Source organism: Pontibacter akesuensis, from assembly GCF_001611675.1.
GTDB lineage: Bacteria > Bacteroidota > Bacteroidia > Cytophagales > Hymenobacteraceae > Pontibacter > Pontibacter akesuensis.
The window spans coordinates 2,571,246-2,585,412 of the sequence record NZ_CP014766.1; the positions used below are offsets into that span (position 1 = coordinate 2,571,246).

General features: G+C 52.1%; 12 protein-coding genes. 2 read left to right on the plus strand and 10 right to left on the minus strand.

All coding sequences use genetic code 11. From position 1 onward, the window contains the following. Positions 1-136 precede the first annotated feature (136 nt). The 5 genes from A0W33_RS11050 to recA all read right to left on the minus strand — a co-directional run bounded on the left by A0W33_RS11050 (position 137) and on the right by recA (position 5,098). Complete coding sequence (locus A0W33_RS11050) at positions 137-847, minus strand: RluA family pseudouridine synthase (protein WP_068838195.1); 711 nt, start codon at positions 845-847, stop codon at positions 137-139. Between the two features lie 109 nt (positions 848-956). Continuing rightward, positions 957-1,991 carry a sensor histidine kinase gene (locus A0W33_RS11055; RefSeq protein ID WP_068838196.1) on the minus strand — a complete coding sequence of 345 codons (1,035 nt, stop codon included), beginning with the start codon at positions 1,989-1,991 and terminating at the stop codon, positions 957-959. Positions 1,992-2,130: 139 nt separating this feature from the next. Further along, entirely contained in the window at positions 2,131-2,820 is a 690-nt protein-coding gene (locus A0W33_RS11060) for a response regulator transcription factor (RefSeq protein WP_068838197.1), read from the minus strand. 235 nt (positions 2,821-3,055) lie between these two features. Next, entirely contained in the window at positions 3,056-3,865 is an 810-nt protein-coding gene (locus A0W33_RS11065) for a DUF3108 domain-containing protein (protein WP_068838198.1), read from the minus strand. Between the two features lie 177 nt (positions 3,866-4,042). After that, positions 4,043-5,098, minus strand: a complete 1,056-nt coding sequence (gene recA / locus A0W33_RS11070) for a recombinase RecA (RefSeq protein ID WP_068838199.1) — start codon at positions 5,096-5,098, stop codon at positions 4,043-4,045. A gap of 195 nt (positions 5,099-5,293) precedes the next feature. Here recA and A0W33_RS11075 point away from each other — a divergent pair, with 195 nt between their 5' ends. Then, positions 5,294-6,409 (plus strand): hypothetical protein, encoded by a 1,116-nt coding sequence (locus A0W33_RS11075; protein WP_068840071.1) that lies wholly within the window; start codon positions 5,294-5,296, stop codon positions 6,407-6,409. A 274-nt stretch (positions 6,410-6,683) separates the two neighbouring features. On the opposite strand, the gene A0W33_RS11080 is transcribed toward A0W33_RS11075, so the two are convergent. Further along, entirely contained in the window at positions 6,684-7,313 is a 630-nt protein-coding gene (locus A0W33_RS11080) for a GNAT family N-acetyltransferase (RefSeq protein ID WP_068838200.1), read from the minus strand. Between the two features lie 174 nt (positions 7,314-7,487). Between A0W33_RS11080 and A0W33_RS11085 the strand changes: the two genes are divergently transcribed. Continuing rightward, positions 7,488-8,351, plus strand: a complete 864-nt coding sequence (locus A0W33_RS11085; protein WP_068838201.1) for an SDR family NAD(P)-dependent oxidoreductase — start codon at positions 7,488-7,490, stop codon at positions 8,349-8,351. Positions 8,352-8,664: 313 nt separating this feature from the next. On the opposite strand, the gene A0W33_RS11090 is transcribed toward A0W33_RS11085, so the two are convergent. The 4 genes from A0W33_RS11090 to A0W33_RS11105 all read right to left on the minus strand — a co-directional run bounded on the left by A0W33_RS11090 (position 8,665) and on the right by A0W33_RS11105 (position 14,070). After that, positions 8,665-9,093, minus strand: a complete 429-nt coding sequence (locus A0W33_RS11090; protein ID WP_068838202.1) for a hypothetical protein — start codon at positions 9,091-9,093, stop codon at positions 8,665-8,667. Positions 9,094-9,334: 241 nt separating this feature from the next. Then, complete coding sequence (locus A0W33_RS11095) at positions 9,335-10,300, minus strand: AAA family ATPase (RefSeq protein ID WP_068838203.1); 966 nt, start codon at positions 10,298-10,300, stop codon at positions 9,335-9,337. A 7-nt stretch (positions 10,301-10,307) separates the two neighbouring features. Then, positions 10,308-11,672, minus strand: a complete 1,365-nt coding sequence (locus tag A0W33_RS11100; RefSeq protein ID WP_068838204.1) for a peptidylprolyl isomerase — start codon at positions 11,670-11,672, stop codon at positions 10,308-10,310. 97 nt (positions 11,673-11,769) lie between these two features. After that, positions 11,770-14,070 (minus strand): peptidylprolyl isomerase, encoded by a 2,301-nt coding sequence (locus A0W33_RS11105; protein ID WP_068838205.1) that lies wholly within the window; start codon positions 14,068-14,070, stop codon positions 11,770-11,772. Between the last annotated feature and the right edge of the window lie 97 nt (positions 14,071-14,167).

Sequence of the window (14,167 nt, forward strand, 5' to 3'; positions counted from 1 at the left end):
CGGTAGTGAGAAATCTATCTGGAATTCTGAAAAGATCTCTCCTGACGTCGAGATGACAATGGAATGGAGCAGAGATCATCTGCGTCTTTTGTCCTTTGTCAAAAAGCCCTTACTCTATATCTGAAATATCTGAAGCCTAACTCGCCCGCAGCTGCTTTACCAGTACGGCAAAGTCTTTCGGGTAAGGGGCCTCTATTTTTACCGGCTCCTCGTTCAGCAGCAAAAAGCCGAGGTTAAACGAATGGAGGGCAAAGCGCTTTATCAGTGGTAATTCTTCTGTGTTCTGCTTCAGGTTGAATTTGCGTTTGAGGCTGCTCAAAAACAGATCCTCGCCTCCGTACAGTTTATCGCCTACAATGGGCGCTCCCAGAAAAGCCAGGTGCACGCGTATCTGGTGCAGTCGACCGGTTACCGGGAGGCACTCCACCAAGGTATGGCGGCTGTAGGTTTCAATCGTGTTGAAATATGTTTCGGCGGGCTTGCCCTGCGGCGCCAGTTTGGCCACCCCTTTCGCATTGGCTAGAATAGCGCGGCTCACCAGCTTTTCCTCAAACTTGTGGGTGCCCCAAGCCACAGCGTGGTATACTTTGTATACTTCGCGCGCCTCAAACTGCATCGACAGGTGGCGGTAGGCTTCGGCATTTTTGGCAAAAGCCAGGCAGCCCGAGGTGTCCTTATCCAGGCGGTGGCAGGCCTGCAGGTCCGGGTTGTACTGGCGGGCAATCTTCAGCAGGTTCGTGGAGTTTGGTGTGCGGTCTTCCAGCGTCGCCAGGAAGGGCGGCTTGTTCACCACCACGTAATCGTCATTCTCAAATATGATCAGGTCTTCGAAAACCGGGTATTTCATGTGTTGCTATACTTTGTTCCGGCACAGCGCAACCGCTACTGTGCATCCTGCAAAGATACGCAATTTTCGCTTGTCATGGCTTGGATGAGCGGGAGCAATGAGGGAGCGGCTACTTTGCCTTCTGTAACTTAAAGCGGAGGGTGGTTCCTCTGTTGAGCTCACTCTTTACGGCAATAAACGAACGGTGGGCCTCTATTATGTGCTTGCAGATAGCCAGCCCCAGGCCAGTGCTGGACGTATCGCGGGCGCGGCTCTTATCAATGCGGTAAAAGCGCTCGAAGATGCGGTTGATGTGCTCCAGGGCAATGCCCTTGCCATCGTCCTTTACTGTGATGGTATACTTGCGCCTGCCCTCGTCAAACGTGATCCAGATGTTGCCGCCCTTTCGTCCATACTTGATAGCATTGTCGATCAGGTTAACGAACACCTGCCGGATGCGGTTCGGGTCGGCGTATAGCATGATCTTCTCATCAGGGGCCACCTCTACATGCAGCGTAATCTCGTGCGCACTCGCCTTTTGCTCCAACTGCTCTGCCACCTCGCGTACCAGTTGGGCCGCATCAAAATTGCGCCGGGCCATCTTCACCACGCCTTTCTCAAACTGCGAGATGCTGATCAGGTCCTGCACCAGTATGTCAAGGCCGTCGAGGCTTTTGGCGGCTTTCTGCAAAAACTTGTCGCGCACGTTGGGGTCGTCCATGGCGCCATCAAGCAAGGTATGGATAAAGCCTTGGGCAGCGAAGATGGGCGTCTTGAGCTCATGTGACACATCTGCCAGGAACTCGCGACGCATTACCTGCAGCCGCTTCAGCTCGTCAATCTCCTGCTGCTTACGCTCGGCAATCAGAAAAATGTCTTCTTTGATTTTTCTGAGCGGGTCGGCCGAGAAGGTAGACTTGGTTTCCACTTTCTTGAAATCCTGCCGCTTTATCTTCTCCAGGCTGGAGTACACGTTTTTCACCTCGCGGAACACCAGCGCCTCATATGAAAAGTAGATGAGCAGAAAGCAGCAGATAAACACAATAATAAGCGCCACCAGCAACCCCTGCGAAGAGAAGGAGCTAGCCAGCGCCAGAAAGGCAGTAAGCACCAAAGCCACCGCCAGGGCAGTCAGAACGGCAAGTGTGCGGGAGTTAAAGTTCATGGTAACAAGCCACAGGTATCAGCACATGAAGATACAAGTTTTAGCTGTGCGATGGGAAGGTGAGAAAAAAATAAAGCAGCATGAATAGCCGCCAAAGGGCGGTTTCAGGCTGCATAAGCAAAAGGTATTGTACTTTGGGTTAGTCGGTGTTGAACTTATAACCCACGCCTTTGATGGTTTTGATGTTGTCTTCGCCAATCTTCTCGCGCACCTTGCGGATGTGCACATCCACTGTCCGGGCGATAACATACACATCGCTGCCCCATACGTTGTTCAGCAGTTCTTCGCGGGTGTATACTTTGTTGGGCGTGGTGGCCAGGAACGAAAGCAGCTCGAACTCCTTTTTTGGGAGCGTAATCTTGGCCTCGCCCTTGTACACGGCAAAGCTGGTGCGGTCTATGCGCAGGTCGCCAACTTCTATTACCTGCTCTTTCTCCTCTTCTTGCGCATCGCGGCGGGTAAAGGCGGCCAGGCGGCTTAGGAGTGCGCGGGGCTTTATGGGCTTGTTGATGAAATCGTCGGCGCCGGCCTCGAAGGCGGCCACCTCGGAGAACTCCTCGGAGCGGGCTGTCAGAAAGATGATGTGCGTGGTGCGGAACTCGCTCATTTCGCGCAGTTGGCGGCAGGCGGCTATGCCGTCCATCACCGGCATCATCACGTCCATCAAAATCACATCCGGCTTGGACTGTACGGCCACGTCAATCGCTTTCTTGCCATTATCGGCAGTGGTCACATCGTAGCCCTCCCGGACCAGGTTGTAATGCAGCAGCTCTACGATATCCGGATCGTCGTCTACTACCAGTATTTTGTAGTGTGATGTGGTTTGCACGGTTCAAAGGGATTAGGGTTTGTTAAAGGCACGGGCAGCATTCGGGCTGTTCTCCATACAACAGTTTGAGCGGCCTTGCGGCCTGCTGCACTACCAGTTTTCCTATACAAATATACCCTAAGCTACAGCAATTACTGTAGCTTCATCAAATCATAATATTTTCTTAACATTTGGGCGACTGCTCTTGCCCGGTGCGGCATAAAAAAGCCAGCCCTTTGGAGAGGCTGGCTTGCTGTTAGTTTCGTGCGATCATGAGTTTGTTTTTGAGATTCTTATATTCGTAGAGGTTTACTTTTACTGACCCTACAAACATCTCTGCCTGTATCATCACCGGTATCTTGTTCTTGTCATCCGACAAGTACACCGTGATGGCGTTCTCTCCGTTAAACATCTCATTCTTCGGCATGCGGGGCACCAGTTTGATTGCTTTTATGTCACCAGCTTTGGTGGATACAGTTTCGCGGCCCCTGTACTCAACCACCATGTCGAAGTTTTCTTCGTCGAAGAAGCCCTTCACTTTGGTTTTGTCACCGATCTCCATTTTATCATAATCCAGGGTGCGGAGGTAGTAGAAACCACTCACAATGTCCTGCACATTTTCTGCCACCTTAAAGGTCTTCTTTTCCACGTCCTTCGAGCGCTTCTTCTTTTCCATGTGCGCTTTGTTGCGGAAATGGTCAAAGTCCACGGTTTCGCGCTTGCGGTAGTTGCCCTCCTCTATGTTGCGGAAAGAGCGCTGAGGCACAATGGCCGCCGTGTCGATGTACGACTGCCAGGTGTCGCGTATGCGAATGGTCAGGTCAAAAAAGCTGTTCGTTTTTCCATACACTGTCGCCTTGTAACACATTCTGTCGTTTATGCGGTGCAGGGTAGGGGATATATCAATCACGGCCTCGGCCGCCGTTATTGGTCCGTAGTGTACTTTATACTTCAATACCTCGCCGGTGCCAAAACTTTCGTTCGGTACCTGACGCATCCTGTCTTTGGTGGCAAAGCCAAAGATCACAAGTGTAAGTATGAGGAATACAGGCAAAAACTTCTTCATAATTCAGCCTCTTTAGTGGGGTCAGCGTTGTTTTTACTACCTAAACAAGTTTTATACCAAGAGTTTCTCAAACCGTAAATTATAAAATTTGCCAGCGCTAATCAATTCATTTACAATAAAAAAAGGTGCTGCACATGAGGCAGCACCTTTTAATTACTTCAGGTTCGGGAATAAAGTTCACTCGGCAGCGGCAGTAGCTGCGGCGGCATCATCCAGTGCTGCGGCTACTTTCTCCGGATCACCTTTCACGATGGCTCTGATTTTTTCCTCTATTTCCTCGCTTAGTTCCGGGTTGTCCAGCAATATCTGCTTCACACCGTCGCGTCCCTGGCCCAGCTTGTCGCCGTTGTAGGAGAACCAGGAGCCGGACTTGTTCACGATGCCCAATTCTACGCCAAGGTCAAGGATCTCACCAACCTTGGAGATGCCCTCGCCATACATGATGTCGAATTCTACTACTTTGAACGGAGGCGCCACTTTGTTCTTCACTACCTTCACACGGGTACGGTTACCGGTAATGTTATCTGCGCTCTCCTTAATCTGGCCGATACGACGGATATCCAGACGAACGGAAGCGTAGAATTTAAGGGCGTTACCACCAGTGGTTGTTTCCGGGTTACCGAACATCACACCGATCTTCTCACGAAGCTGGTTGATAAAGATACAGGTACAGCCCGTTTTGTTGATGGTACCCGTCAGCTTACGCAGTGCCTGAGACATCAAACGTGCCTGCAGACCCATTTTGCTGTCACCCATGTCGCCTTCCAATTCGCCTTTCGGTACCAGGGCGGCAACAGAATCAATCACAATAATGTCTATAGCACCGGAACGGATCAGGTGGTCAGCAATCTCCAGTGCCTGCTCCCCGTTGTCGGGCTGTGATATCAATAAGTTTTCAGTGTCAATGCCAAGCTTCTGCGCGTAGGCTCTGTCGAATGCGTGCTCGGCGTCGATGAAGGCAGCCATGCCGCCTTTTTTCTGAGCCTCAGCAATGCAGTGCAAAGTAAGTGTGGTTTTACCTGATGATTCAGGGCCATAGATCTCTACGACACGGCCACGCGGCAAACCGCCGATTCCCAACGCAATATCCAGGCCCAGCGAACCAGTGGAGATAGCCGGAATATCTTCTACCTTGTTGTCGCTCAACTTCATTACGGTACCTTTGCCGTATGTCTTGTCGAGCTTGTCCATGGTCAGCTGCAAGGCCTTCAGTTTTTCGTTGCTTATGCTCATTTGTGTTTTGTTGATTTGCTTTATATTGAAGGTGAAATTACAAATTCGACACCAATCTACAAAATAGTTTGCAAGTAATTTGCTAATTATTTTAGTTGCTTTGCGGCGTCTGGTTATAACACATGCCAGCTGCTTTTTGTGCCATCTGTCTCTAACTTTATGCGCTATTCCACGCTTTTATTTCTCTTGATTTTCTTGATAGTAAGTCCTTTTGCCAAGGCGCAGCTGAACAATAGTGCTTTGCTGCAGCAAGTGCCTGTTCAGGAGCAAAATGCTAACCAGATTAGGATTGGCGTCAGCGCGCTTGGCTTCCTTAAGAACAACGAGTACTTCAACAAAATTGCAGACGGCTACACTTTATTTGGCTACCAGCTTCACCCGAAGATCAGTTACCAGCCCACCGGAAACGTGAAGGTAGAGGCGGGCGTGCTGCTTTGGAAAGACTTCGGCGCATCGGGCTACGAAGACATCGCTCCGACCTTTACTATAAAGGTGCAGCAGGAGAATTGGGCGCTGCTGTTCGGCACGCTGGAGGGCAACCTGAACCATGGCTACATAGAACCGCTCTATGATTTTGAGCGCCTGCTCACAAACCGCCTGGAGAACGGCATACAGTTCAAGCGCAACACACGCGGCCTGCGCCTTGATGCCTGGGTAGACTGGGCCAACATGCTGTATGAAGGCGAAAACGATCAGGAACTGGTGAATGGGGGAGCTGTCGCCAATTTTCTGCTGCTGGGGCTGGAGGGCCGCGGCAACCTGGCCGACAGTTTATACTTAAGGCTGCCGGTTCAGTTTACGGCTCAGCACAAAGGGGGCCAGATAGATATATCGGACCTGCCGCTAACCACCGTGGCAAACGCTGCCATTGGGCTGGAGCTGGAAAAGAAGTATACCCAGGGCCTGTTGCACCGGCTGTACACCAGCAACTACGTTGTTGGCTTTAAAGATTTCTCGAACGAGTTTCAGTTGCCATACCAGGAGGGCTATGGTTTATACTTGAATGTTGGGGCGGATACGAAGTACCAGGACGTAATGCTGAGCTACTGGTGCGGCGACGGCTATATTACTGAGCTTGGAGGGCAGCTGTACCAGTCCGCTTCCACCACCTTCAGGTATCCGGAGTACCTGCAGGAAGAACGGGAACTGCTCATAGTTCGATTTATGAATGATATTGCGCTGCTGGAGAACCTTAGCCTGACACTGCGCCTGGAGCCCTTACTGGACCTGAACGATACGAAACTGGAATTCTCCTCTGGCTTTTACCTTAACTTCAACACAGATTTTTTTCTGGCGAAGCCGAGGCGGTAAAGGATAGTAAGGGTTAAGCAATAACCCACCCTTGCCCCTCCGTGGAGGGGAACAGCCAGCACGGGTATAAAGTTAATCTCTACGGGTTTGGTATCTGTTTGCAGTCTTACAAGGGAGTCTAAATCTTTAACTTCCCCACTACTAACGACACATCAGATAGAAGAACTCCCCTCCTTGGAGGGGTAGGGGTGGTTTTACACTAGTGGATATATAGTACGCAGACAGATAATCCACTTCATACTTCCCAATTCAGAGGTCAACCACCCAAAATCACTTAAACTACGGCAGTGGAGTTTTGTGCATGCCGCTGCTGCAGCTCCTCGAAATCAGAACGGGTAAGGCCGTAGTAGCTTAAGTCAACGAGTTCCTCGGAATCGGCGCCGCGGTAATCATTGCGCAGCACCCCCTCTTTCAGAAAACCGCAGCTTTCAGCCAGTGTGCCGTAGCTCTCGTTGGCGCTGGTGCAGCGCAGGTACAGCTTGTTCATACCAAGGGAGTTGAAGGCAAACCGCAGTGCCTCCCCCAGCGCCTCCTGGGCCAGATCGTGGGTGGCAGGCCACGCGGTAAAATATAAACCCACCTCAGCTTTGGGAACAGAACGGTCCAGGTTCTTCAGGGCGATGTCGCCAATGTAGGCCTTGTCTTCCTTCCGCCAAACGCCAAAATCGAAGGTTCTGCGGTTCTCCCATTCAGAGCGCAGTTGGCGCACCTGAGAGCGGGCATCATCCAGCACACGAACGCGCGCCAGCCGGCCCGAAAAAGCAGGATCAAGTGAGGTTAGGTTCTCTTGTAGCAGCCTTATAAAATCGTGCTCATCACCGTCCTGGTAAGGGCGAAGGGATAGATTTGTGGTTTCCAGCTGCCCGTCCGGAGCATCGGACAAGGTGTTGTACAGATAGCTCATGGGAATATAGTAAGTGGTGATGGTGCTGAGAAAGGTGGCTAGATTTTGTCATACGCTAACCACTAAAAAACGTGCCGCCGCATTACCGGTTTTGCATGCGCATTAACTCCTCTCATTTCGCTGCCGTTAAATAGTAGCAGTAATAAGATAGTCAAAATTCAAGATCAAACCAACATGGGAAACAGACTAGAAGGAAAAGTAGCCATCGTGACGGGCGGTGGATCAGGTATAGGCGAAGCCATCAGCAAAAAGTTCGCTAAAGAAGGAGCCAGGGTAGTAGTGGCGGGATTGCACGAAGACCCTGTGGAGGATGTGGTGAGCGGTATTCAGGCGGCAGGCGGCACGGCCGTTCCATTTAAAGGCGACCTGTCTTCGCTGGCGATTGCCCAAAGCTGTGTGGAGCTGGCCGTAAAGGAATACGGAAAGCTGGACATCCTGATTAACAATGCCGGGACTTTCCCGGAGACAAACATGCTGCCGGATTTTTCGGAGGAGGCGTTCGATTACCTGCTGAAGAACAACATCAAGACAACTTTTGCCATGAGCAAGGCCGCGCTGCCGGAGCTCCAGAAGACAAAAGGCAACATTGTAACGGCTGGCTCTGAGTCGGGTGTGCTGGGCATTGCGCAGAATGCGCCCTATGGCGGCACCAAGGGCTTTAACCATGCCTTCACCAAAGGGCTTGCCGCAGAGCAGGCGCAGACCGGCGTGCGGTGCAACATTGTGGCCCCCGGCCCCATAGATACCGGCTGGACGCACAAGGAAACCGGCCCAATGGATAAGCAGATGGAGAAGATGGTGACACAGGGCACCTTGATGGGCCGCCGGGGAACGCCCGAGGAAGTAGCCAATGTGTACCTGTTCTTGGCGTCAGACGAGGCCTCTTATGTGACCGGAGCCGTGTGGCCGGTAGATGGCGGTACACTCATTGCCAAAGGCCCTGCCGGTGACCAGGCAGCAGCAAGTATGCAAAAGCAACCGGAAGGCCACCTGAACCTGGAGCATTCCAAAGACAGCCATACTTCAGTGCGGAAGTAACTTTTACTTCGTGGCGGGCAAAACTTGCAGAATTTGTGCTTCAAGAAGCAGGTAAATATAAGTCATCTGTCATCTCGACGATAGGAGAGATCTATCTGGAATTCTGAAAAGATCTCTCCTGACGTCGAGATGACAGGTATGTGAAAAGGATAACTTGTGAGCGACTGGGGTTGCTATACTTGCTTCGTAGCAGACAAGACGCTCGCAGGAGCTGCGCACGCTGCGAGGTCTACGAACAAGTATAAAACAGCAAAGCCGCTGCCTTTCTATAAGGCAGCGGCTTTGCTGTTTTATACTTCTAGCTGTACTTCTACTATGCGTTCAGGAACGGATAACTGAAGTGTTTCGGGCTATGTAGGTTCTGCTGGATCATCATCACATCCAGCGTATGGGCTGTTTCCTTGAAGTACTCCAGGCGGCGGTATAGCATTTCCTTCTGCAGCACAACGCCTGTTGCGGTTTTCATGAAGGCTTTTTTGTCTTCCAGCACGCGTTGCATCACCTCGTTTACCTGCTCCTCGTGCTGGGCGTACCACTGCTGGAAATCATACAAACGGGCAAGGCCAACTGCCGGAGACTGAAAATCCAGGCCGTGCAGGCGCAGCACATGGGCCAGCAGATCAATCTCCAGCGGAATGGAGGTGTTGTATGGCATAGAACGCACTTCCAGCTTGCTGTTCAGTGCGCCGGCTACCACAGCCAGGTTGTCTTTAAAGCGAAAGAAAATTGCAGCCGCTTCCATATTGTATAAGCTAATGTGAGAAACTCAATTGAGATGCAAAATTACATCAAATTAGTGAATTTTGAATGATTGACTTCTGAATAACTGAATAGGTGATTTTTAATTGAGTGAATATTGCTTGTCATCCTGAAAGGATCTTGGTGGCAAGACACAATGGCTTTCGAACCGAACCACTAAGATCTTTACAAGATGACAGCAGCTGAATTATTCACTCATTCAAAATTCAGTTATTCATAATTCGTTAAAGAAGCTCCTGGATCAGTTGCTCCACGGATACGCCTTCGGCTTCGGCTTTGAAGTTGCGCACGATGCGGTGGCGCAGTATTGGTAGTGCAACTGCTTGTACGTCCTCAATATCGGGGCTATACTTGCCGTTTAGGATGGCGTTGCACTTGGCGCCTACAATCAGGTGCTGCGAGGCTCTTGGGCCCGCTCCCCACTCTAGGAACTGGTTTGCCTGGTTAGAAGCCCGTGGCATATTAGGGCGGGTCTTGTGCACCAACTGCACGGCATACTCCACCACGTTGTCTACCACCGGCACGCGGCGCACCAGTTGCTGAAAAGCAAGAATGTCGTCGGCGTGTAGGATGCGTTGCAGTTGATTGACCGCTACGCCCGTGGTGTTCTTCACAATCTGCAGCTCCGATTCGTAACTCGGGTAGCCGAGCGTAATATTGAACATAAAGCGGTCTAGCTGCGCCTCTGGCAGCGGGTACGTGCCTTCCTGCTCGATTGGGTTTTGGGTGGCCAGCACAAAGAAGGGCTCGGGCAACCGGTAGCGATGTCCGGCTACCGTCACGGCGTGCTCCTGCATGGCTTCCAGCAGGGCCGCCTGAGTTTTAGGCGGTGTCCTGTTAATCTCATCGGCCAGTACAATGTTAGAGAAGATAGGGCCCTTCACGAAGTTGAAGTTTCGCTCAGAGTCCAGCGTTTCGGCACCAACAATGTCTGATGGCATCAGGTCGGGCGTAAACTGCACCCGGTTAAAGCTCATGTCGAGCGTGGAGGCGATGGTCTGGATAAGGAGCGTTTTGGCTAGCCCCGGCACACCCACCAACAGGCAGTGCCCCTGACAAAAAACAGCTGTGAGTACTAATCTTACTACTTCGTCCTGCCCCACAATTACCCGCGATATTTCAGCGGTAAGGTCCCGGTAGGAGCGGTAAAGGGCGTCGGCTGCTTCTTTGTCAGAGGTGTACTGCGTCATTGTTGCGTTATTGTGTTAGTTTGAGTCCCCCGCATTGTTCGTACTCCGGGTCAATGTCAATATAAACCGTGTCTACGTTCTTGCGGAACCACTCGTTTACGGCTTTGCTACGCTTTTCGGACAGGGCCGCGTTGGCTATTTTCTGGTAGTCGTCCTGCAGGTTGGCCAGGTGCGGCTTGCTCTTTGACTTCAGGTAAATAATGCGCATGGCCTCTTTTCCGTCCGGTGTGGTGTACGGGATCGGCTTTGATATCTCGCCCACCTGCATGGTATCAATAACAAAGAAGATGGCCGGGTCAACCTGGTCCATCGGCGTGTAGGTTGATCCGGTGGCGCGGCTTGTCAGCATACCGCCGTTATCTTTCGTCGCCTTGTCATCAGAGTATTCTTTGGCTGCCTTGGCAAAGCTGATGCTGTCGTTCATGATCATGGTACGAATGCTGTCAAGCTCTACGGCTGCTGCTGCAATGTCTACCGTGGCGGTGGCAGGCTTAATCAGGATGTGGCGCGTATTAAACTCCTGTCCACGGCGCTCAATCAGCTGAATCAGGTGGAAACCATACTGCGACTCCACAATGTTGGAGATGCCGCCCGGCTCCAGACGAAGGGCGGCCGCCTCATACTCCGGCACCAGTTCCTTCTTCTTGAAAAAGCCAAGTTCACCGCCAGCCTGGGCAGAGCCCGGATCCTGTGAAAACTGCGTCGCCAATTTCGCAAAATCCTCGCCGGCAAGTATACGCTTGCGCAGCTCTTCCAGTTTCTGACGCGCTTCCTGTTTCTGTTCCTTGCCTATTTCGGCAAAGGCCACAATCTGCCCGATCTCCACCTCTGAGGAAAAGTAGGGCAAGCTATCCTTTGGGATGGCGTTGAAGTACTTCTTAATCTCTTTCGGGGTAACGGTTACTTTGCTGGTGATCTCCCGCTGCATCTTCTCCATGATCATCTGATCACGCACGGTTCTGCGCAGTTCATCCCGTAATTGTTTCAGGCTCTTGTTGTAGTACTGCTCCAGGCGCTCGGTACCGCCCACCTGGCTAGCCAGATATTCAATGCGCTGGTTCAGCTCGTTGGTAACCATGGCATCCTCCACAATCACAGAGTCTACCTGGGCGCGGGCAAGCAGGAGCTTATCCTGCAGCAGCGAGGTGAAAATCTGGCACTTCAGGTCTTCGCTGGGCTGTTGCTTGGATTGGGAAAGGTATTGCAGGTAACCGAACTCCAGGTCGGAGCGCAGGATTACGTTGCTGTTTACTTTGGCTATAATGCCGTCTACTTTCGCCTGAGTGGGCGCTTGTGCAAAGGCCGAGGCAGTAGTGAAAACAAGGCAAAGTAACGCAAAGGCCGATTTGGCAAAATGATGAATATTTCTCAAGGTATGAATGTTTTATACTTCCGCTGAAAATCAACGCACAATTTACTCTTTTATTCTGAATAACCCGTTATCGTAGCAAGAACAGTACCAGCGGCGACTATTGCCGTACCAGCTTGTCTACCTCTTCCTGCCTGATGTTTACCGGGTACTTTTCGTGAAGCTCATTCACCCACTGCTCCTCCAGGTAGTTTTGGTAGTCAGAGATAACCAGCCCGCGCACTTCGTCGAGTTCTTTGTTGCCCGGCGCCAGCACGTCTTTGACGATGATCAGGTATTCGCGACCATTCTGCTGGACAGTGTAGGTGCCGGGTTTCCATTCCACGCCATCTAATGCCTTGTTCTCGCCACGCTGAAACTTCTTCTCTGTGATCTGCACATTCAGCGGGTTGTCCTTGTTCAGGTTATCAGCCAGGGCACCCAGTTCCGAAGTATAAAGCGTGAAGGACACGCGTCGGTTTCTGCGGCGGCCGGTTTCGGTGTTGTCCGGGCCGGCCTGCTTGCTTTTGCCCATGCTGTTGCTGCTGATCTGCGCTGCCGCCACGCCCTGTTCCTGCAGGTAGTCCACGGCTGCCTTTGCGCGTGCCGCTGCCAGTGCAGCCGACTCGCGGGCATCTGTGTGGCCGTTTACATCAAGGGTCATGTTCTCGTTGTTCTGCAGTAGTTGCGCCAGTTGGTCCAGTGTGGCCCGGCCTTCGGCGTTTAACACTGCTTTATTCTGCTCAAACAGTACATCCGTCAGTTTGGCAAAGCTCACCGGGTAGCGGCGCTTGTCGAGCTGTTGCTGTGCCTGCTGCAGCAGGGCTTTGTTTGCCGCGCTGATCACGATGGCATCGGCGCGCTGGCCCCAGGTATACTTGTCGCGGTTCTGGTTAAAGAAATTGCGCAGGCCAACAGAGTCCTCCACGGCCTTTGTCCATACTTTCTCATCCATCAACTGGAAAAGCAAAATGCCGTCGTGGTACTCCTGCACCAGCATGCGGTAGTCTGGATACTTGTTCTCCAGGTTTGCCTTCTCATAATCCAACAGGCTCTTCTCCACAAAGCTGTCGTAAAGCAAGTTCATGGCGTGCGCGGGAGTGCCGGAACTGCGGGGCGTCTGCTGCTCCTGCACGTAGGCATAAAAGTCACCAATCGTATAGGTTTTGCTTTGGATGGTGAAAAGCGGTTGCTTCAGGGTCGCATCGTTTGCGTCGTAAGTCCAGTCGGCCTGCAACAGCGCATCGGTGGCCTTTGCCAGGGCGGCCGCCTTTGCCTCGGCATTGGCGGTGAAGTTATTCTCCTGCCTGATGCGCTTCTGGAAGGCTGTTTTGTTTAGCTCCGAGCGCGAGTCTTTGGCTATTTTATTGCGCAGGTACTGCTCCATCTCCTCGTAAGGCGGCAAGCTGCGCTTTTCCAGCAATTTAACAATGTGCCAGCCGTAGGGCGTGTACACCGGCTTTGAAACGTCTCCCGGTTTCTGCAGGGTGAAGGCTGCCTCTTCGAAAGAGGGAATCATGCGGCCTGTGCCAAAAAAAGGCAACTCACCGCCGTTGTTGGCGGTATTGGTGTCTTCAGAGAACTCGGCCGCCAGTTTCTCCCAGCTTTCGCCTTTCTGTACGCGGCGGTAAATGGCGTCTACGCGCTGCCTGGCCGCCAATGAGTCGGCCGCAGGGGCATCCGGAGTGGAGCGCACCATAATATGGGCAACTCTTGCCTCGCCACGGGCCTCGCGATTGTCGTTTACTTTTATCAGGTGATAGCCAAAGCGTGTGCGCACCGGCATGGAGATGTCGCCCACGGCTGTTTTATAGGCAGCGTCCTCGAATGGGTAAACCATTTGCAGCGCGGTGAAATACCCGAGCTCTCCCTTGTTTTCCGCCGCTGAGGGGTCCTGTGAAAACTCCTGCGCCAGCTTTCCGAAATTCTCGCCGTTCTGGGCGCGCTTGCGCAACTCCATCGCGCGGTTATAAGCAGCCAGCGTGTCCTGTGGGGCCGCATCGGGCTGTACCGACAGCAGGATGTGCGAGGCATTTATTTCCTGCTTCATGCGCTCATACGCCTCACGCACCAGCTGGTCCGTTACGCTTTTGTCAGTCAGGTACGGCTGCGCCAGCTGCTCCTTGTACCCCTCCAGTTCACGCCTGAAGGCCATGGTAGTGTCCAGGCCGCGGTTTTCGGCTTCCAGCACCTTCAGCTTGAAGTTGGTGTACAGGTTCAGGTAATCTGTTACGCTCTGGCGGGTGTAAGCATCGTCGTTGCCACTGTTGTTCTTCTCGTATACATAGCGGAATTCGGAAGTGGAGATGGGCTGGGTGCCGAGCGTAGCTACTGCGGGTTCTCTGGTGTCGTTCTTCTTTGTTGCGGTGCAACCGGCAAGAGCCAGCGAGGCAGCCGCAACAAGTAGGTAATTGCTGCGCATAAGTTGGTTTAAAACAGGCTTTTGTTTTGCTGATCCGGGATCAGGGTATGCAATTTTAGTTAAAATTTCTGACAGATAAGTCAAAAACTATAACCAT